A 20,302-nucleotide genomic window follows, 5' to 3' on the forward strand; every position below is an offset into this window, starting at 1 on the left:
ACCGGGCCGAGTGGGCAGGCTGGGGGCATGGCTGATCGTACGGAGAACGAGAAGCGGGAACTGGAGAAGGAGTTGGCGGCCGCGGTACGAGGGGAGGTCTCCTTCACCACGGCCGACCGGGCGCTGATGACGATGGACGCGTCCAACTACCGGCGGGTGCCCCGAGGGGTCGTCGCGCCCCGGGACGCCGAGGACGTCGCGGCGGCGCTGCGGGTGTGCCGCGACCACGGCGTGCCCGTGGTGCCGCGCGGCGCCGGGACGAGCATCGCGGGGCAGGCCACCGGTGTCGGAGTCGTCCTGGACTTCACGCGGCACATGCGGCGGATCGTGTCACTGGACGAGGCCGCCGGGACGGCCGTCGTCCAGCCCGGCGTGATCCTGGACGACCTGCGGGCGGCGGCCGCCCCACACGGCCTGACGTTCGGCCCGGACCCGTCCACGCACAGCCGCTGCACCCTCGGCGGCATGATCGGTAACAACTCCTGCGGCTCGCATTCGGTGGCCTGGGGCACCACCGCCGACAGCGTGCACGAGCTGGAGCTGCTGACGTACGGCGGGGAGCGGGTGCGGGCCGGGCAGGGCATCGACTCCGACGGCGCGCCCACCGGACTGCCGGCGCGGCTGCGGGACGGGGTGAAATCCCTGGTGGACGGGGAGTTGGCGCTGCTGCGCACCGGCTACCCGGAGCTGCCGCGCCGGATTTCGGGCTATGCGCTGGACGCTCTGCTGCCGGAGGCGGGCACCGACCTGGCGCGTGCCCTCACCGGCAGCGAGGGCACTCTCGGTGTGCTCACCGAGGCCACCGTGCGGCTGGTACGCACCCCGGCGGCGCGGGCACTGGCGGTACTCGGCTACCCGGATGAAGGCGCGGCGGCCGAGGCCGCGCACACCCTGCTGCCGCACGGCCCGCTGACCGTCGAGGGAATGGCGGCCGACCTGGTGGGCAGCGCCGCCGGGCTGCCCAAGGGCGGCGCCTGGCTGTTCGTGGAGATGGGCGGCGCGAGCCGCGCCGAGGCGACGGCCGCGGCCGAGGCGCTGTGCCGGGCGGCGGCCGGCGGCCTCACCGACCACGCCGTCGTCTCCGACCCGGCCGGGCAGCGGGCGCTGTGGCGGGTGCGCGAGGACGCGTCGGGGACCGCGACGCGGATGCCGGACGGCAGCGAGGCATGGCCCGGCTGGGAGGACTGCGCCGTACCGCCCGCCCAGCTCGGCCCCTACCTGCGCGACTTCCGCGCCCTGCTGACCCAGCACGGCCTGCGCGGCACGCCCTACGGCCACTTCGGGGACGGCTGCATCCACGTCCGGATCGACTTCGATCTGCTGACCGCCCCCGGCATCCGCAGGTTCCGCGAGTTCTCCTACGACCTGGGCGATCTGGTGGTGGCGCACGGCGGTTCGCTGTCCGGCGAGCACGGCGACGGGCAGGCCCGCGCCGAGCTGCTGCCCAAGATGTACGGGCCGGAGCTGGTCGGGCTGTTCGGCCGCTTCAAGGACCTGTGGGACCCGGCCGCCGGGCTGAACCCCGGCATGCTCGTACGCCCCGCCCGCCTCGACGACAACCTCCGCTTCGAGGTGCTGCCGAAGCGGCCGGTGCCGGTGGAGTTCGGCTATCCGCATGACGACGGGGACTTCTCCGCGGCGGTGCGGCGCTGCGTGGGCGTCGCCAAGTGCCGCCAGCTCACCGCCAACGCGGGCTCGTCCGACGTGATGTGCCCGTCCTTCCGGGCCACCGGGGAAGAGGCGCACTCCACCCGCGGCCGTGCCCGGCTGCTGCACGAGATGCTCGCGGGCGAGGTGGTCACCGACGGCTGGCGGTCGGAGGAGGTGCGCGACGCCCTCGATCTCTGCCTGTCCTGCAAGGGGTGCCGCAGCGACTGCCCGGTCGGAGTGGACATGGCCACCTACAAGGCGGAGTTCCTGCACCACCACTACGAGGGCCGGCTGCGGCCCGCCGCGCACTACGCGATGGGACGGCTGCCGCAGTGGCTGCGCGCCGCGGCGCCGGCCGCGCCGCTCCTCAACGTCCTCGCCCGCAGCCCGCTCGCCGGCGTCGGCAAACGGCTCGCCGGCATCGCGGCCGAACGTCCGATCCCACAGCTGGCCACCGAGCCGTTCACCCGGTGGTGGTGGCGCCGGAGGAAGGCGTCGGGCGTCCCGGCAGCCGGGACCGCCCGCACGGTCGTCCTGTGGGCCGACACCTTCACCAACTTCCTCTCCCCGGAGGTCGGCCGGGCCGCCGTACAGGTCCTCGAAGCCGCCGGGCTGCACCCCCTGCTTCCGCCCACCCTGCCCCAGGACCCGGCCGGCCGCGCGCCCCGGCCGCGTCGGCACCGCCCGCTGTGCTGCGGGCTGACCTATGTCTCCACCGGCCAGCTCGATCAGGCGCGAGCCGTCATGCGGCGGACCGTCGAGGTGCTGGATCCGTTGCTGCGGGACGGCCGCCCGCTGGTCGTCCTCGAACCGAGCTGTGCGGCGGCGCTGCGCACGGATCTGCCCGAGCTGCTGTCGGACGATCCGCGCGCCGCTCGGATCGCCGCGTCCGTGCGGACCTTCGCACAGGCCCTGGAGGAGCTGGCCCCCGACTGGGAGCCGCCGCGCCTGGACCGTCCCGTGGTCGGCCAGACGCACTGCCACCAGCACGCCGTCCTCGGCGACGCGGCGGAGCGCAGGCTGCGCGAACGTGCCGGTCTGACCGGGGAGTTGAGCGGCGGCTGTTGCGGTCTGGCCGGCAACTTCGGTTTCGAGGCCGGGCACTACGACGTCTCCGTCGCCTGCGCGGAGGACCGACTGCTGCCCGCCGTACGGGAGTCCGCCGCCGACGCTGAGGTCCTCGCGGACGGCTTCTCCTGCCGCACTCAGCTCGACCAGCTCGCCGGGCGCCCCGGCCGCCATCTGGCCGAGGTGCTCGCCCAGGCGCTGGAGGAGGAAGGGGGGAAGGCGAGCGGGTGAAGCCGGCGCCGTCACCGGCGGTGACCGCGCCGGGCTCAGGCGCCGCCCGTCTCGCCGATGACCTCGTGCGCCAGCGCGATCAGGTCCGGGATGAGGGGGTGGCCGGGGCTGTCGCGCCAGGCCAGCACCACCGGGACGGGCGGGGCGTCGGTCAGCGGGACGTACGCCATCGCGGGGTGCGGGTGCATCCCCGCGGTGGCGGAGGTGGTGACGCCGACCGCCCGGCCGCCGGTGATGGCCGCCAGCCAGTCGTCGGTGTTGCCGATGGTGATGGTCGACGCCGGGCGGCTCCCCGCGGGCCACAGATTCAGCGTGGTGGTTCCGGAGACGGTGTTCAGCGCGAGGGTGCGGCCGGCCAGCTCGGTGAGCGAGAGGGTGGCGCGGCCGGCGAGCGGATCATCGGCCGGCAGCCCGGCCACCCGCGGCTCGGTGGTCAGCTGCTCGGTGACCAGACCGGGGGCGCTGACCTCGCCGCGCAGCAGGGCCGCGTCGACATCGCCGCGGGCGAGCCCCGCCGTGCGGTCGTCGACCCGCAGCAGTTCCAGCGGGGTGTCGGGGTGTAGTTCGTGCCAGCGCCGGAGCAGCACGGTGGTGTAGCGGCCGGCCGCCGACCAGGCGTGGCCCAGACGCAGCGGCCAGCCCCGGTGCGGGTGCCCCAGCGCCCGGTCGAAGGCGGTCACCGCGATGGCGGCCTGGTCGCGGAAGCTGATGCCGTCGGGGGTGAGCGCGAGGTGATGGGTGGAGCGGTCGACGAGGCGGACGCCCAGTTCCCCTTCCAGCTGGCGCAGGGTGCGGGAGACGGCCGGCTGGGTCAGGTGCAGCCGCTCGGCGGCGCGGGTGACGCTGAGGGTGTCGGCGATGGCGAGAAAGCAGCGGAAATGACGCAGCTCGATGGTCATGCGTGCGGAGCATAACAACAGGGGAAACGGCATTTCACGGACTGGAAGGGCGGCCTTTAGCGTGGGGGTGTGAATTCTTCTCCCGCCGGCTCCGATGGATCCATATCGGCCACTTCCGCCCCCTCCGACTCGTCCGCCGCGCCGTCCACCGGTGCCACCGCCGCCACCGCTTCCGTGCCGGTCGGCCCGGCCTCCGGTGACCCGGCCGCCGAGGGGTCGATACACCACCCGGTGCCCGCCTCGCCGGAGGTCATGACGGCGGAGGCGGCGGCCGGCGCGGCGGGTCCTGCGGGGGCACGCGGGCGGCTCGTGTCGGTGGCGCTGGTCATCGGCGGCATCGTCTCGCTTCAGTTCGGGTCGTCCGTGGCGGTGCTGCTCTTCCCGCGCGCCGGGGCGCTGGGCGTCGTCACCCTCCGGCTCGTCGTCGCCTCGCTGGTGCTGCTGGTCGTCTGCCGTCCCAAGGTGCGCGGCCACAGCCGCGGTGACTGGGCCACGGTGGTCGCCTTCGGCGTCGCCCTGGCCGGCATGAACTCGCTCTTCTACCAGGCGATCGACCGCATCCCGCTGGGCGCCGCGGTCACGCTGGAGTTCCTCGGTCCGCTGATCCTTTCAGTGGTCACCTCACGGCGGGCGCTGAGCCTGCTGTGGGCGGCGCTGGCGCTCGGCGGCGTGGTGCTGCTGGGCCGCGAGGGCTTCGACGGCCTCAATCTCGCCGGCGCCGGCTTCGCCCTGGCGGCCGGCGCGCTGTGGGCCGCGTACATCCTGCTCTCGGCCCGTACCGGTCAACGCTTCCCCCAGGCGGACGGGCTCGCGCTGGCCATGACCGTCGCGGCGGTGCTCAGCCTCCCGCTCGGCGTGGCCAGTGCCGGCGCCGCGCTGCTCGACCCGGTCACCGTGGGTCTGGGCGCGGCCGTCGCCCTGATGTCGTCGGTGCTGCCCTACACGCTGGAACTGCTGGCCCTGCGCAAGCTGCCCGCCTCGGGCTTCGCGGTCATGATGAGCCTGGAGCCGGCCGCCGCGGCCACCGCCGGATTCCTGGTCCTGCACCAGGTGCTGGGCTGGGTCGAGGTGCTGGCGATCGGCCTGGTCGTCGTCGCGAGCGTGGGCGCGGTCCGCAGCGCGGGGTCGTCCTCACACAGCTGATCCGCACGACGCCGGGCGGTGGAGTGCCGCCGCCCCCCGGCGGCTTCAGCCCGCGCTGCGCAGGGTGGCGTGCAGCCGCGTGGCCGGCTGAAGCAGGATGCCGACCTCGGGGCGGACCTCGCGCGGCGTGACGTCCAGATGAAAGCGCTGCGCCAGCGTCGCCAGCAGCAGTACCGCCTCGACCTGTGCGAAGCGCGCGCCGAGGCAGGCGCGCGGGCCGCCGCCGAACGGAAACCAGGCGTGGTCGGGCACGGCGTCCCGCGCGTCGGGCGCCCATCGCTCCGGCCGGAAGGCCGTGGGGTCGGGGAACCACCGGGGGTCGCGGTGGGTGGTCCACTGACTGCACCACACGGTCGTCCCGGCGCGGATGCCCCGGCCGCCGAGCGTGGCGCCCTCCCCGGCCACGGCGGGAATCAGCCAGGCCGGGGGGTACAGCCGCAGGGTCTCCTTGACGATCTGCTGGGTGTAGGCCAGCCGCTCGTGGTCATCGATACCGGGCAGCCGTCCACCGAGCACCCGCGCCAGCTCGTCGTCCAGCCGCGCCCGGACCTCCGGCGCGTGGGAGAGCAGATACCAGGCCCAGGTCAGCGCGGTGGAGGTGGTCTCGTGACCGGCCGCCCACAACGTCACCGCCTCGTCCCTGACCTCCGCGGGCGAGAGCGGCCGGCCCTCCTCGTCACGGGCCGCGAGCAGCCGGCTCAACAGGTCGTCCCGGTCGTCGGCGGCGGCTCCGGCCGCGAGGCGCGCGCAGATCAGCCGGTGCACCTCCGCGTCGATGGTGGCGACGGCGGCGAGCAGCCGTCGCCGGGAGGGGGTGCGCACCCAGGCGGGCAGGAAGAGGTTGATGCCCCGTAGCTCGTCGCCGACCAACTGCTCGGCCGTCGCCATCGCGTCGCCGATCGCGCGGGTCCCGGCGGCGAGGTCGTTGCCGAACAGCGTCCGCAGCACGACCCGCTGGGTGATGAGCGCCATCTCCCGGTGCACATCGAGCAGGTCGCCGTCCCGCCACCGCCCGGCCGCCAGCCGGGCGCAGTCGACCATGGTCGTGGCGTACCCGCGGACCTGCCGGGGGCGGACGGTCGGCTGGACCAGGGAGCGTTTACGACGCCAGTCGGCGCCCCGGCTGCGGAGGACGCTCTGGCCGATCAGCTGCTTGAAGGCCCAGCCGATCTCCAGGATTTCGAAGGTCTGTTCCCGGGCGGCCAGCATCTCGGCGATGTGCTGCGGGTGGGCGAGGAACAGGCTGCGCCGCGGGCCCAGTGACCAGGTCACGGTGTCCCCGAAGTCGTCCCGCAGACGGACCAGGAAGGACAGTGGGTCGCTGCCGAACTCCGGGAGATTCCCGAGCCACGGCAGCCCCCGCGGCCCGGCCACGGGGCGCAGCGGAACGGGCGGCGACACAGACATGGCCCCTCCAGGCGGGTGTGAAGCTTTCCGCGGCGGCCGGGGACCGGCCCAGGGCAGCCGCCCGGTGCCGCCTCTCTCCCTCTACCACGACGGACAGGCCGGTCACCGGCAACGCACCGGGTGACGGGGCGGAGCGGGAAGCGGCGGGAGCACGATGTCGCGACCCGTCGCACTCGGTCCCGCCCCGGGCGTTCCGGCGCGCCGGCTCAGGTGCCGGTGGAGCAGAGCGCGTGGACCGTGCCGCTGACCGGGGCGCGCTGCGGCATGTTGTACGCGACCTTCTGCGCCTCCTCCAATTCCTTCTGCGCGGCGTCGCGTTGTGCGTCGGTCGTGGCGTTCTCCACGGCGTCCTGCTTGGCCTGGATGACCTCCAGCTGTTTGAGCAGTTCCGGGTTGATCGAGTCGGCGCTGACCACCCAGCCGTCGCCCGCGGCGGTGGGGTGGGAGGCGGTGACGGTCTGCTCGATCTCGTAGCCGGAGATCTCGAAGCCGCCGCTGGTCACATAGGAGCCGGCCGGGCACCTCGCGGTCAGGCCGTTCAGCTCGCCCTGCACCGTGACGATCCGCGGCCGGTCGAGCAGCCGCGTGGCGAGGGAGGGGGCGGGGTGCGCCGTGGCGCCGGCGGCCGGGGTCGCGCCGCAGGCGAGCAGGGCGGCGACGGTGGCTGCGGAGAGGGTCAGTGCGGTGGCGCGCATCGCGGCTCGGGTGTCCTTCCGTGGAACACGCACGACGTGGAACGAGGGGGTCGAGAGAGGGGCAGAGAGGGCGAGAGAGCGAGACGGGTCGAGAGGGCCGAGAGGTACGAGAGCGGTCCCCTATAGATCTGTCCGGCTGCGCCCCCGCTCACCGGTCGGCGCGCCTTATTCACCGACTTGGCGGTGGTGGTCGCTTCACCGACTTGGCGGTGGTGCCGAGGAGAAAATCATGCAGGCGTGCTTGATTGTTTCTGTCGACGCTGCCACGCTCGGAGCGCACCGCACCACACCGCACCCGTACGGCCGCGGCACTCCGCAGCGGCCTGCGACGCATGCCAACGTGCCCCGCCGTCACGGCAGTCGGGCCGAGGAGGGGAGTGCCGCGTGTCCGATCCCGGCGCCGTACTGGCGGATCTCAGGGCCGAGAGCGAGGAGCTGGACGCCATCGTCGGCGCGCTCCCCGCGGGGCAGTGGGCCACCCCCACCCCCGCGGACGGCTGGACCCTCGCCCACCAGATCGCCCATCTGGCCTGGACCGACCGGCAGGCTTTGCGCTCGGCCACCGACCCCGACGGCTTTCTGCGGGCCGCGCAGGAGGCCCTCGCCGCGCCGCTGACCTTCGTCGACGAGGCCGCGGAGGCCGGGGCGCAGGCGCCGCCCGCGGAGCTGCTCGCGGACTGGCGGGCGGGCCGCGAGGCGCTGGCGACGGCACTCGCCGAGCGCCCGGACGGCGAGAAACTGCCCTGGTACGGCCCGCCGATGAGCGTCGCGTCGATGGCCACGGGTCGGCTGATGGAGACCTGGGCGCACGGCCAGGACATCGCCGACGCGCTCGGCGTGCGGCGCGCTCCCACCGTCCGGCTGCGGCACGTCGCCCGAATCGGCGTGCGGGCCCGCAACTTCTCCTACGCCGCCCACGGCCTCACGCCGCCCGAGGACGACTTCCGGGTCGAACTGCGGGCGCCGGACGGGACGGTCTGGGCCTACGGGCCGCCGGACGCCACCCAGCGGGTGACCGGGGACGCGCTGGAGTTCTGCCTGCTGGTGACGCAGCGGGCGCACCGTGCCGACGTACCGAGCGTGCGCGCCCAAGGGGCCGAAGCGGAACGCTGGTTGGGCATTGCCCAGGCGTTCGCCGGACCGCCCGGGAAGGGCCGCGCGCCGTCCGGTCCCGCGGCCACGGGCGCCGGCGGGGGCGGCGCGTGAGCCCCGCGGCGCCGCCCGGTGCCGACGCGGGCGTGCTGCGGATCGGCAATGCCTCCGGCTTCTACGGCGACCGGTTCGACGCCGTCCGCGAGATGCTCACAGGAGGCCCGCTGGACGTCCTGACCGGCGACTATCTCGCCGAACTGACCATGCTGATCCTCGGCCGGGAGCGGCTGAAGGACCCCGCGCGCGGCTATGCCAGGACCTTTCTGCGGCAGCTGGAGGAGACCCTGGCCCTGGCCGTGGCACGCGGGGTGCGGATCGTCACCAACGCGGGCGGTCTGAACCCGGCCGGACTCGCCGACGCGGTAAGGGAGTTGGCGCACAAGGTCGGCGTGCCCGTACGGGTCGCGCATGTCGAGGGGGACGATCTGCTGGCGCGAGGCTCCTCCCTGGACCGGAGCGCGTCGGAGGCCCTCGTCGGAGGCTGGGGCGACGGCGTGCTGACCGCCAACGCCTACCTCGGCGGAGGCGGGATCGCGGCGTGCCTGCGGGCCGGCGCCGAGGTGGTGGTGACCGGCAGGGTCACCGACGCCGCCCTGGTCAGCGGCGCCGCCGCGGCACACTTCGGCTGGCACGCACAGGACCTGGACCGGCTTGCCGGGGCCGTCGTCGCCGGGCACGTCCTGGAGTGCGGCACCCAGGCCACCGGCGGCAACTACTCTTTCTTCGGCGCGCACGACCTGCTGCGGCCCGGCTTCCCGCTCGCCGAGATCGCCGCCGACGGCAGCTCGGTGATCACCAAGCACCCGGGCACCGGCGGCGCGGTCACGGCGGGCACGGTCACCGCCCAACTGCTGTACGAGACCCAGGGCGCGCGCTACGCGGGGCCCGATGTCACCGCGCGGCTGGACACCGTGCGCCTGGTGGACGAGGGGCAGGACCGGGTGCGTATCGAAGGCGTGCGGGGCGAGGCGCCGCCGCCGACGCTGAAGACCGGACTGACCCGCCTGGGCGGCTGGCGCAACGAGGTGACGTTCGTGCTGACCGGCCTGGACGTGGCGGCCAAGGCCCAACTCGTCCGCGACCAGATGGACGCCGCCCTAGACGCCCATGACCGGCGCCCGGCCGAGGTGCGCTGGACGCTGGCCCGGACCGACCACGCGGACGCCGACGTGCAGGAGGAGGCGAGCGCGCTGCTGCGGATGGTGGTGCGCGACCCCGACCAGGACGCGGTGGGCCGGGTCGTCAGCGGCGCCGCGATCGAACTGGCGCTGGCGAGCTACCCGGGCTTCCATGTCACCGCGCCGCCCGGCAAGGGCGAACCGTACGGCGTCTTCGAGGCGGTGGCGGTGAACGCGGCCGACGTGCCGCACACCGCGGTGCTGCCGGACGGCACCCGGGTCGCCGTCCCGCCCGCGGAACGCACGAGGGAGTGCGAACGCCTCGCGGACCCGCCGCTGCCCGAACCGCTCGATGCGACGCTGCCGACCCGTCGGGCACCGCTCGGCCTGGTCGTCGGCGCGCGCAGCGGGGACAAGGGCGGTGCGGCGAACGTCGGGGTGTGGGCCCGGACCGAAGAGGCGTGGCGCTGGCTGGCACACGAGCTGACCGTCGACCGCTTCCGTCAACTCCTGCCGGAGACCGCCGAATTGCCGGTCGACCGGCATCTGCTGCCCCGGCTGCGGGCGCTGAACTTCGTCGTCGGGGGCCTGCTGGGCGAGGGCGTCGCGTCGCGGGCCCGCTTCGATCCGCAGGCCAAGGCCGTGGGGGAGTGGCTGCGCGCGCGGCACATGGAGATACCGGAGGTGTTGCTGTGACCGTGCTCGCGACCGGGATCGACCCGGCGAGTGCCGAGTACGCGGAGCGTCGTACGGCGATGCTCGCGAAGCTGACGGAGGTCGAGGCCGAACACGGCAAGGCACTCGCGGGCGGCGGCGAGAAGTACCTCGCCCGCCACCGGGGGCGCGGCAAGCTGCCGGCCCGTGAGCGGGTGGAGCTGCTGCTCGATCCCGACACCCCGTTCCTGGAGCTGTCGCCGCTCGCGGGCTGGGGCAGCGAGTACACCGTGGGCGCGTCGCTGGTCACCGGCATCGGCGTCATCGAAGGCGTGGAGTGCCTGATCACCGCCAACGACCCGACGGTACGGGGCGGGGCCAGCAACCCCTGGACGCTGAGGAAGGCGCTGCGGGCCAACGAGATCGCGTACGCCAACCGGCTCCCGGTCGTCTCCCTCGTCGAGTCCGGCGGCGCCGATCTGCCCAGCCAGAAGGAGATCTTCATTCCGGGCGGGGCGCTGTTCAAGGACCTCACCCGGCTGTCGGCGGCCGGCATCCCGACCGTCGCGGTGGTCTTCGGCAACTCCACCGCGGGCGGCGCGTACGTCCCCGGGATGTCCGACCACGTCATCATGGTGAAGGAGCGCGCCAAGGTCTTCCTCGGCGGGCCGCCGCTGGTGAAGATGGCGACGGGTGAGGAGAGCGACGACGAGTCGCTGGGCGGCGCCGAGATGCACGCCCGCACCTCCGGTCTCGCGGACTACTTCGCGACCGACGAACCGGACGCGCTGCGGCAGGCCCGCCGCGTCATCGCCCGCCTCAACTGGCGCAAGGCGCACGCCGATCCGGCGCTCGCGGCACCGCCGAAGTACGACGAGGAGGAGCTGCTGGGCATCGTGCCCGGTGACCTCAAGGCGCCGTTCGACCCGCGCGAGGTCATCGCCCGGATCGTCGACGGCTCGGACTTCGACGAGTTCAAGCCGCTGTACGGGCCGAGCCTGGCCACCGGCTGGGCCGAGCTGCACGGCTACCCGGTCGGCATCCTCGCCAACGCGCAGGGCGTGCTGTTCAGCGAGGAATCCCAGAAAGCCGCCCAGTTCATCCAGTTGGCGAACCAGCGGGACATCCCGCTGTTGTTCCTGCACAACACCACCGGCTACATGGTCGGCAAGGAGTACGAGCAGGGCGGCATCATCAAGCACGGCGCGATGATGATCAACGCGGTGTCGAACTCGAAGGTGCCGCACCTGAGCGTCCTGATGGGCGCCTCCTACGGCGCGGGCCACTACGGCATGTGCGGCAGGGCCTACGACCCGCGCTTCCTCTTCTCCTGGCCGAGCGCCAAATCCGCCGTCATGGGACCGCAGCAGCTCGCCGGTGTGCTGTCGATCGTCGCCCGCGCCTCTGCCGCCGCCAAGGGGCAGCCCTACGACGACGAGGCGGACGCCGGGCTGCGGGCCATGGTCGAGCAGCAGATCGAGTCCGAGTCGCTGCCGATGTTCCTGTCCGGGCGGCTCTACGACGACGGCGTCATCGACCCCCGCGACACCCGCACCGTCCTCGGCCTGTGCCTGTCCGCCCTGCACACCGCCCCGGTCGAGGGCGCGCGCGGCGGCTTCGGCATCTTCCGGATGTGAGGCAGGAATGATCTCTTCGGTACTTGTCGCCAACCGCGGCGAAATCGCCCGCCGGGTCTTTCGGACCTGCCGCGAACTGGGCATGGCGACGGTCGCCGTGCACTCAGACGCGGATGCCGACGCCCCGCACGTCCGCGAGGCCGACGCGGCCGTGCGCCTGCCCGGCGACGCGCCCGCCGACACCTACCTGCGCGGCGACCTCATCGTGAAGGCCGCGCTCGCGGCCGGCGCGGACGCCGTCCACCCCGGCTACGGCTTCCTCTCCGAGAACGCCGGGTTCGCCGCGGCGGTCACCGACGCCGGGCTGCGGTGGATCGGACCGCCACCCGCCGCCATCGAGGCCATGGCCTCCAAGACCCGGGCCAAGGAGCTGATGGCCGGGGCAGGGGTGCCGCTGCTCGCCCCCCTCGCCCCCGACGAGGTCACCGCGGCCGACCTGCCGCTGTTGATCAAGGCGGCCGCGGGCGGCGGCGGCCGCGGCATGCGGATCGTGCGCACGCCGGAGGAGCTGCCGGACGCCCTGGCCGCGGCAGCCGCCGAGGCGGCCTCCGCCTTCGGCGACGGCGAGGTCTTCCTGGAGCCGTACGTCGTCGAGGGCCGGCACGTCGAGGTCCAGATCCTCGCCGACGCGCACGGCACGGTCTGGGCGCTGGGCACGCGTGACTGCTCTCTCCAGCGCCGCCACCAGAAGGTCATCGAGGAGGCCCCGGCCCCCGGCCTGGACGACGCGCTGCGCGGCGCCCTGCACGCCTCCGCCACCGAAGCGGCCCGCGCGATCGGCTACCGGGGCGCCGGCACCGTCGAGTTCCTGCTCGCCGGCGACGGGCAGCCGTACTTCCTGGAGATGAACACCCGCCTCCAGGTCGAACACCCCGTCACCGAGGCGGTCCACGGGGTCGACCTGGTCGCCCTCCAACTCCGTGTCGCCGAAGGGCAGGCGCTGGAGCCGCAGCCCCCGGCGCCCACCGGCCACGCGGTCGAGGCCCGGCTGTACGCGGAGGACCCGGCACACGACTGGCAGCCGCAGACCGGCACGCTGCACCACTTCCGTGTCCCCGGCGACGTCCGGCTCGACTCCGGGGTCACCGACGGCGACACCATCGGCGTCCACTACGACCCGATGCTGGCCAAGGTCATCGCCTGGGCGCCCACCCGCGCCGAGGCCGTACGCCGCCTCGCGCACGCTCTGGAGCGGGCGCGCATCCACGGCCCGGTCACCAACCGCGACCTGCTCGTCGGCTCGCTGCGCCACCCGGACTTCGTGGCCGCCCGCCTCGACACCGGCTTCTACGACCGTCACCTCGGCGAACTGACCGCGCGCGACGCCACCCGGCTCTCCCGGGAGGGGCTCTCGGCGCTGGCCGCCGCGCTCGCCGACACGCACGGCCGCTCCCGCTTCGGCGGTTTCCGCAACCTCGCCTCGCCGCCGCAGACGAAGACCTACCGGGGTGAGGGCGGCGACAGCGTCGCCCACGAGGTCCGCTACCGGCTCGGCCGCGACGGGCTGCGGGCCGAGGACTACCCCGGCGTACGGCTGCACACCCTCGGCCCGGACCGCGTCGTCCTCGAAGTCGACGGCCTGCGAAGGGAGTTCGGCATCGCCCGCTACGGCGACCGGATCCATGTCGACTCCCCGCTCGGCGCGTACGCCTTCACCGTCCTGCCCCGCTTCCCCGACCCCACCGCGCGCACGGAACCCGGCTCGCTGCTCGCCCCGATGCCGGGCACGGTCGTGCGCCTCGCGCCGGGCCTCGCCGAGGGCGACCGGGTCACCGCCGGCCAGCCCTTGCTGTGGCTGGAGGCGATGAAGATGGAGCACAAGATCACCGCGCCGGCCGCCGGCACCCTCACGACGCTGCCGGTCCGCACCGGCCAGCAGGTCGAGGTGGGCGCCCTGCTCGCCGTCGTCACGGACTGAACGCCGCGAGCGCGCGTCCGCGCGCCCCGCCCGCACGACCCTCACCCACCGCACAAGGAGCCGTCATGAGCAACCCTGTGATCGAGACCGAGGAACAACGCGCCCTGCGGGACGCCGTCGCCGCGCTCGGCAAGCGCTACGGCCGGGCGTACTTCGCGCAGGTCGTCGCCGAGGGAAAGCACACCGACGAATTGTGGGCGGAGGCCGCCAAGCTCGGCTACCTCGGCGTCAACCTCCCCGAGAAGCACGGCGGGGGAGGTGGCGGCATAGTCGAACTCTCCCTCGTGTTGGAGGAGTTGGGCGCCGCCGGCTGCCCGCTGCTGATGCTCGTCGTGTCACCCGCCATCTGCGGCACGGTCATCGCCCGCTTCGGCACCGAGGAGCAGAAGCGGACCTGGCTGCCCGGCCTGGCCGACGGCACCCGCAAGATGGCCTTCGGCATCACCGAGCCGGACGCCGGCTCCAACTCGCATCGCATCACCACCACCGCCCGCCGCGACGGTGACGAGTGGGTCCTCAACGGGCGCAAGGTCTTCATCTCCGGGGTGGACATCGCCGACGCGACCCTGATCGTCGGCCGCACCGAGGACTCCAGGACCGGCCGCCTCAAACCGTGCCTGTTCATCGTCCCGCGCGACACCCCCGGCTTCGGCCGCAGCCCCATCCGGATGGAACTGGCCGCCCCGGAGAAGCAGTTCGAGCTGACGCTGGACGAGGTGCGGCTGCCGGCCGACGCCCTGGTCGGCGACGAGGACGCGGGGCTGCTGCAACTGTTCGCCGGCCTCAACCCCGAGCGCATCATGACCGCCGCGTTCGCCGTCGGCATGGGCCGCTACGCCCTCGACCGGGCCGTCGACTACGCCCGCACCCGCCAGGTCTGGAAGGAGCCCATCGGCGCCCACCAGGCCGTGGCGCACCCGCTCGCCCAGGCCCATATCGAACTGGAACTGGCCCGGCTGATGATGCAGAAGGCCGCGCACCTCTACGACGCGGGCGACGACATGGGCGCGGGCGAGGCCGCCAACATGGCCAAGTACGCGGCAGCCGAGGCCGCGGTGCGCGCCGTCGACCAGGCCGTGCACACCCTCGGCGGCAACGGACTCACCCACGAGTACGGCCTCGCCTCGATGATCACCGCCGCGCGGGTGGCCAGGATCGCGCCGGTCAGCCGCGAGATGATCCTCAACTTCGTCTCGCACCAGTCGCTGGGCCTGCCCAAGTCCTACTGAGGTCCGGCGCGGCACCTTCGAGCGCCGCCCCGCACCCGCACCGTCGCACCGCCGCCCACCGTCGCACGGAAGGACCGGTCATGGTGTTCCACGTGTTCCACAGCCCCTACGCCGACATCGCGCCCGTCGAGCTGCCGATCCACGAGGCCGTCCTCGGGCGGGCCGCGGCGTACGGTGACCACCCCGCGCTGATCGACGGCGTCGACGGCACCACGTTCAGCCACGCGCAGCTCGACCACGCCACCCGCCGGATCGCGGCCGGCCTCGCCGAGGCCGGCGTCCGCAAGGGCGACGTACTGGCCCTGCACAGCCCGAACACCGTCGTCTTCCCGGCCGTCTTCCACGCCGCCTCGCGCTGCGGGGCGGCCGTCACCACCGTCCACCCACTCGCCACCGAGGGGGAATTCACCACCCAGCTGCGCGACAGCGGGGCCCGCTGGATCGTCACGGTCTCGGCGCTGCTGGACACCGCACGCGGCGCCGCACGCCGGGTGGGCGGCATCGCGGAGATCTTCGTCTGCGACCGGGCCGAGGGCCACCGCTCCGTCGTGGACCTGCTGGCCTCCACCGCCCCGGAGCCGTCCGTCGCCCTCGACCCGGCGGAAGACCTCGCCGTGCTCCCGTACTCCTCCGGCACCACCGGTGCCCCCAAGGGCGTGATGCTCACCCATCGCAGCATCGCCACCAACCTCGCCCAGCTCGACCCGCTGATCAGCAGCGGACCCGACGACCGGGTCCTGGCGGTGCTGCCCTTCTTTCATATCTACGGTCTCACCGCCCTGATGAACGCCCCGCTGCGCAACGGCTCCACTGTCGTCGTGCTGCCCCGCTTCGACCTCCGGCAGTTCCTGGCCGCGATCGCCGACCACCGCATCACCGCCGTGTACGTCGCACCGCCGATCGTGCTCGCGCTCGCCAAGCATCCCCTCGTCGCCCGCTACGACCTGTCCTCCCTCCAGTACCTCGTCAGTGCCGCGGCGCCCCTGGACGCCGAACTCGCGGTGGCGTGCTCCCGGCGGCTGGGGCTGCCACCCGTCATGCAGGCATACGGGATGACGGAACTCTCGCCCGGCACCCACGTCGTGCCCCTGGACGCGCACCGGCCGCCACCGGGCGCCGTCGGCAAGCTCGTCCCCAACACCGAGATGCGCATCGTCTCCCTGGAGACCGGCGACGACCTCCGGGCGGGCGGCAGCGGCGAGATCCTCATCCGCGGCCCGCAGGTGATGAAGGGCTACCTGGGGCGGCCCGCCGAGACCGACGCGATGATCGACGCCGAAGGATGGCTGCGCACCGGCGACGTCGGGCGGGTGGACGACGACGGCTGGCTGTACGTCGTCGACCGCGTCAAGGAGCTGATCAAATACAAGGGCTACCAGGTCGCCCCCGCCGACCTCGAAGCCCTGCTGCTCACCCATGACGCCATCGCCGACGCGGCCGTCATCGGAGTCCTCGACGACGACGGCAACGAGGTGCCCAAGGCGTTCGTCGTCCGGCAGCAGGGGGTCGAACTGAGCGAGGACGACGTCATCGCGTACGTTGCCGGTCAGGTCGCCCCGTACAAGAAAGTGCGCCGCGTGGAGTTCCTCGACAGCGTGCCGCGCGCCGCCACCGGCAAGATCCTGCGGCGCGAACTGCGCGCCAGGGAAAGGAGCTCGACGGCCTGATGACCGACGCCACCACGGACGCGGGGCACGGCGCCGCCGCCCCGCCCGAGCCCCTCGTACGGGTCACGCACGAGCGCGGCATCGCCACCCTCACCCTGGACTCGCCGCACAACCGCAACGCGCTCTCCGCCCGGCTGGTCGCCGAGCTGCGCACCGCGCTGGCAGAAGCGGCCGCGTCCGGCGCCATCCGCGCGGTGCTCCTGTGCCACACGGGCACCACGTTCTGCGCGGGCGCCGACCTCACCGAAGCCACCGCAACCGATGCCCCGACGGCCGCCCCGCTCGGCCTCGCCGGGCTGCTGCGCACCCTCGTGGAGCTGCCCAAGCCAGTCGTCGCCCGCGTCACCGGCCACGTCCGGGCGGGCGGCCTCGGTCTGCTCGGTGCCTGCGACATCTCGGTGGCGGGACCGGACGCCACCTTCGCCTTCACCGAGGCACGGCTCGGCCTCGCCCCCGCCGTCATCTCCCTGCCCCTGCTGAGCCGCCTGGACGCGCGCGCGGCCGGCCGCTACTACCTGACCGGCGAGAAGTTCGGCGCGGCGGAGGCGGCCCGGATCGGACTGGTCACGCTGGCGGCGGACGACGCGGACGCCGGCCTCGCGCCCGTCCTCGACGGGCTGCGCAAGGGCTCCCCGCAAGGGCTCGCCGAGTCCAAGAAGCTGGTCACCGCGGAGGTGCTGCGCGCCTTCGACCGGGACACCGACGCCCTCGCCGAGACCTCCGCGCGGCTGTTCGGCTCCGCCGAGGCCCGCGAGGGCATGACGGCCTTCCTGGAGCGCAGGGCGCCGGTATGGGCGCCGTGACGCCGGCCCGCGGCGCCAAGCAGCCCCAGCAGGAGCGCAGCCGCGCCACCCGCCTCAAGCTGCTGGAGGCCGCCATCTCCTGCCTGGCGGAGCGCGGCTGGAGCGGCAGCACGGTCTCCGTCGTCGCCGAGCGGGCGGGCGTCTCCCGGGGCGCCGCGCAGCACCACTTCCGCACCCGCGAGGACCTCTTCACGGCGGCCGTCGAACATGTCGCCGAGAAGCGCCAGGGTGCTCTGAAGGCCGTGGCGCACAATCTGCCGCCCGCCGGTTCGGTCGCCCGCACCTGGATCATCGTCGAGGAAATCGTCGGCCTCTACACCGGCCCGCTGTTCCGCGCCGCGCTCCACCTGTGGGTCGCGGCCTCCGACGAGGACCAGCTGCGCGAGCGGGTCACGGCGCTGGAGGCCCGGGTGGGCCGCGAGGCGCACCGCACCGCGGTGGCGCTGCTGGAGGCCGACGAGAGCGTCCCGGGCGTCCGCGAGACCGTGCAGGGACTGCTGGACATGGCGCGCGGCCTGGGCCTCGCCAACCTCCTGACGGACGACGCGGGCCGCCGCGACCGCGTCGTGGAGCAGTGGGCGAAGATCATCGACGAGGCGCTGAACCCCGCCGGGTAGCGGGCAGGCGGCCCCGGCCGGAGCCGGGACCGCGTCGATCACCGCCGCGGGGCGGGAACCGGTCGGCTCAGCGAGCGATGTCGTCGAAGCCGACGATCTCCCGCGGGCTGCGCGCGGCGGGCCCCACATAGCGGGCCGACGGCCGCACCAGCCGGCCGGTCCGCTTCTGCTCCAGGATGTGCGCGCTCCAGCCGGCCGTACGGGCGCAGGTGAACATCGACGTGAACATGTGCGCCGGGACCTCCGCGAAGTCCAGCACGATGGCCGCCCAGAACTCGACGTTGGTGGCGAGCACCCGGTCGGGGCGGCGGCTGTGCAGCTCGTCCAGCGCGGCCTTCTCCAGCGCCGCGGCGACCTCGAAGCGCGGCGCGTCCAGTTCCTTGGCGGTCCGCCGCAGCACGCGCGCCCGCGGGTCCTCGGCGCGGTAGACGCGGTGCCCGAAGCCCATCAGACGCTCGCCCTTGTCCAGCGCCTGCCGGACGTACGCGTCCGCGTCGCCGGTCCGCTCGATCTCCTCGATCATGCCGAGGACCCGGGAGGGGGCGCCGCCGTGCAGCGGGCCGGACATCGCGCCCACCGCCCCGGACAGCGCGGCCGACACGTCGGCGCCGGTGGAGGCGATGACCCGGGCGGTGAATGTCGAGGCGTTCATGCCGTGCTCGGCGGCGGAGGTCCAGTAGGCGTCGACGGCCTTGACGTGCTTGGGGTCGGGCTCCCCGCGCCAGCGCTTCATGAAGCGCTCCACGACGGTGTCGGCCTTGTCGATCTCCCGCTGCGGCACCATCGGCAGGCCCTGCCCGCGCGCAGACTGGGCGACGTACGACAGCGCCATGACGGCGGCGCGGGCAAGGTTGTCGCGGGCGGTCCGCTCGTCGATGTCCAGCAGCGGTTTCAGGCCCCACACGGGCGCGAGCATCGCGAGCGCGGACTGGACATCGACCCGGATGTCACCGGAATGCACCGGGATCGGGAACGGCTCGGCGGGCGGCAGGCCGGGGTTGAACGCCCCGTCGACCAGCAGCCCCCAGACGTTCCCGAAGGACACGTGCCCGACGAGATCTTCGATGTCGACCCCGCGGTAGCGGAGCGCGCCGCCTTCCTTATCCGGTTCGGCGATCTCCGTCTCGAACGCGACGACTCCCTCGAGTCCGGGTACGAAGTCGGACATCAGGCGGCTCCTCAAGATGGGGACGGCATGCGGCCGGTGACCGAATGCCGTGCGGTCGAGTCTGGTATGCGGTGCCGGGCGGTTACGCGGCTGCGCCGGGCAGCTCGCGGTCCGTTCCGGTCACCCCGGTGATGCCCCGCCAGGGCAGAGGTCACGCGACGGTTCCGCCGGCGGTGGGTCGGGCCGCGGGCGGCCAGGTGCGAGGTGGTGCGTTACGGGTGTGTGCGGTGCGTTGCGGTGGATCTTTCGCGCCGGGAGCGCTGGTCTGGTGCATCGCGTTTCCGACGGGGTCTCTTCAGGGCAGCGGTACGTCCCTTCAGGCCGGACACGATAGCTCCCGATGTTCGAAGGCCACAGTGGCCGGACCGATGATTTTGGCGGGTTCGTCACCTGCGGGAGAGCGTGAGATCCGGCACACTGGGCGATTCGCCGACGGGAGGGTTACGGCCCGTCGACGAGGGGCAGACTTCCCCGCTCCCGGCTGACCGGGCTGGGCCGAATGCTGCAAGATGAGGCCGTGCACTCCGCCGACACGCCCTCTCCCCTGAACCCCGATCCCTCGTCCATGCGCGCGCACTACCGCGCGGAGGGACTCGCCGAGTCCGATCTCGCCGCCAGTCCGTACGAGCAATTCGCGTACTGGTTCAAGGAAGCGACCGCCGCCGGCCTGCACGAACCCAACGCGATGGTCGTCTCGACCGCGGATGCCGCGGGCCGCCCGAGTTCGCGGACGGTCCTGCTGAAGGCCTTCGACGAACGCGGCTTCGTCTTCTTCACGAACTACACCAGCCGCAAAGGCCGCGACTTGGCCGAAAATCCCCATGTCTCGCTGCTGTTCCCCTGGCACGCCCTCGCCCGCCAGGTCATCGTGAACGGCACCGCGGCACGCATCGGCCGGGACGAGACCGCCGCCTACTTCCGTACCCGCCCGCACGGCTCCCAGCTGGGCGCCTGGGCCAGCGACCAGTCCTCGACGGTGGCTTCGCGCGCCGAACTGGAGCGGTCCTACGAACAATTGGCGGCGCGTTATCCGGAAGGCGAGCAGGTGCCCGCGCCGCCGCACTGGGGCGGCTATCGCGTCACCGCGGAAACGGCGGAATTCTGGCAGGGCCGGCACAACCGGCTGCACGACCGGCTGCGGTACGTACGCGAGGGGTCCGAAGGCGGCGGGGCGTGGTCGTGGCGTATGGAGAGGCTGGCGCCCTGAGCCGCTGCCGCTCGGGCCGCCGGCGCGGGGGCCGTGCGC

15 protein-coding genes are annotated in these 20,302 nt (G+C 73.6%); 11 read left to right on the forward strand and 4 right to left on the reverse strand.

All coding sequences use genetic code 11. The annotated features are described in order from the left end of the window. Positions 1 to 27: 27 nt before the first annotated feature. Positions 28 to 2,949, forward strand: a complete 2,922-nt coding sequence (locus tag ACH4FH_RS10030; protein WP_398555293.1) for an FAD-binding and (Fe-S)-binding domain-containing protein — start codon at positions 28 to 30, stop codon at positions 2,947 to 2,949. A gap of 35 nt (positions 2,950 to 2,984) precedes the next feature. Here the strand turns inward: ACH4FH_RS10030 and ACH4FH_RS10035 are convergent, their stop codons facing one another. Further along, positions 2,985 to 3,848, reverse strand: a complete 864-nt coding sequence (locus ACH4FH_RS10035) for a LysR family transcriptional regulator (protein ID WP_398555294.1) — start codon at positions 3,846 to 3,848, stop codon at positions 2,985 to 2,987. Positions 3,849 to 4,100: 252 nt separating this feature from the next. Here ACH4FH_RS10035 and ACH4FH_RS10040 point away from each other — a divergent pair, with 252 nt between their 5' ends. After that, positions 4,101 to 4,991, forward strand: a complete 891-nt coding sequence (locus ACH4FH_RS10040; protein ID WP_398555633.1) for an EamA family transporter — start codon at positions 4,101 to 4,103, stop codon at positions 4,989 to 4,991. Between the two features lie 45 nt (positions 4,992 to 5,036). Here ACH4FH_RS10040 and ACH4FH_RS10045 read toward each other — a convergent pair whose 3' ends face one another. Both ACH4FH_RS10045 and ACH4FH_RS10050 read right to left on the reverse strand, forming a co-directional pair. After that, positions 5,037 to 6,398, reverse strand: coding sequence for a cytochrome P450 (locus ACH4FH_RS10045; protein WP_398555295.1), 1,362 nt, complete (start codon positions 6,396 to 6,398; stop codon positions 5,037 to 5,039). A gap of 206 nt (positions 6,399 to 6,604) precedes the next feature. Next, complete coding sequence (locus ACH4FH_RS10050) at positions 6,605 to 7,093, reverse strand: hypothetical protein (RefSeq protein ID WP_398555296.1); 489 nt, start codon at positions 7,091 to 7,093, stop codon at positions 6,605 to 6,607. Positions 7,094 to 7,477: 384 nt separating this feature from the next. On the opposite strand from ACH4FH_RS10050, the gene ACH4FH_RS10055 reads away from it, so the two are divergent. The 8 genes from ACH4FH_RS10055 to ACH4FH_RS10090 all read left to right on the forward strand — a co-directional run bounded on the left by ACH4FH_RS10055 (position 7,478) and on the right by ACH4FH_RS10090 (position 17,888). Next, positions 7,478 to 8,299: a TIGR03084 family metal-binding protein gene (locus tag ACH4FH_RS10055; RefSeq protein WP_398555297.1), complete on the forward strand. Its 822-nt coding sequence runs from the start codon at positions 7,478 to 7,480 to the stop codon at positions 8,297 to 8,299. Beyond that, positions 8,296 to 10,059 (forward strand): acyclic terpene utilization AtuA family protein, encoded by a 1,764-nt coding sequence (locus ACH4FH_RS10060; RefSeq protein ID WP_398555298.1) that lies wholly within the window; start codon positions 8,296 to 8,298, stop codon positions 10,057 to 10,059. Before ACH4FH_RS10055 ends, ACH4FH_RS10060 begins: the two co-directional genes overlap by 4 nt. After that, positions 10,056 to 11,654 (forward strand): acyl-CoA carboxylase subunit beta, encoded by a 1,599-nt coding sequence (locus tag ACH4FH_RS10065; protein WP_398555299.1) that lies wholly within the window; start codon positions 10,056 to 10,058, stop codon positions 11,652 to 11,654. Before ACH4FH_RS10060 ends, ACH4FH_RS10065 begins: the two co-directional genes overlap by 4 nt. A 7-nt stretch (positions 11,655 to 11,661) precedes the next feature. Then, positions 11,662 to 13,572 (forward strand): acetyl/propionyl/methylcrotonyl-CoA carboxylase subunit alpha, encoded by a 1,911-nt coding sequence (locus ACH4FH_RS10070; protein WP_398555300.1) that lies wholly within the window; start codon positions 11,662 to 11,664, stop codon positions 13,570 to 13,572. Positions 13,573 to 13,637: 65 nt separating this feature from the next. Further along, entirely contained in the window at positions 13,638 to 14,801 is a 1,164-nt protein-coding gene (locus ACH4FH_RS10075) for an acyl-CoA dehydrogenase family protein (protein ID WP_398555301.1), read from the forward strand. Positions 14,802 to 14,881: 80 nt separating this feature from the next. Next, a complete protein-coding gene (locus ACH4FH_RS10080; protein WP_398555302.1) occupies positions 14,882 to 16,468 on the forward strand; it encodes a 4-coumarate--CoA ligase family protein in 1,587 nt (528 codons plus the stop codon). After that, positions 16,468 to 17,271 (forward strand): enoyl-CoA hydratase family protein, encoded by an 804-nt coding sequence (locus tag ACH4FH_RS10085; protein ID WP_398555303.1) that lies wholly within the window; start codon positions 16,468 to 16,470, stop codon positions 17,269 to 17,271. Before ACH4FH_RS10080 ends, ACH4FH_RS10085 begins: the two co-directional genes overlap by 1 nt. Further along, positions 17,259 to 17,888 carry a TetR/AcrR family transcriptional regulator gene (locus ACH4FH_RS10090; RefSeq protein ID WP_398555304.1) on the forward strand — a complete coding sequence of 210 codons (630 nt, stop codon included), beginning with the start codon at positions 17,259 to 17,261 and terminating at the stop codon, positions 17,886 to 17,888. The genes ACH4FH_RS10085 and ACH4FH_RS10090 overlap by 13 nt, the downstream gene beginning before the upstream one ends. A 67-nt stretch (positions 17,889 to 17,955) precedes the next feature. Here the strand turns inward: ACH4FH_RS10090 and ACH4FH_RS10095 are convergent, their stop codons facing one another. Next, positions 17,956 to 19,056: a citrate synthase 2 gene (locus ACH4FH_RS10095; RefSeq protein ID WP_398555305.1), complete on the reverse strand. Its 1,101-nt coding sequence runs from the start codon at positions 19,054 to 19,056 to the stop codon at positions 17,956 to 17,958. A 499-nt stretch (positions 19,057 to 19,555) separates the two neighbouring features. Here ACH4FH_RS10095 and pdxH point away from each other — a divergent pair, with 499 nt between their 5' ends. After that, positions 19,556 to 20,263 carry a pyridoxamine 5'-phosphate oxidase gene (pdxH, locus tag ACH4FH_RS10100; RefSeq protein WP_398555306.1) on the forward strand — a complete coding sequence of 236 codons (708 nt, stop codon included), beginning with the start codon at positions 19,556 to 19,558 and terminating at the stop codon, positions 20,261 to 20,263. The last annotated feature ends 39 nt before the right edge of the window (positions 20,264 to 20,302 follow it).

The organism is Streptomyces sp. NPDC017993 (genome assembly GCF_044328065.1).
Taxonomy (GTDB): Bacteria; Actinomycetota; Actinomycetes; order Streptomycetales; family Streptomycetaceae; genus Streptomyces.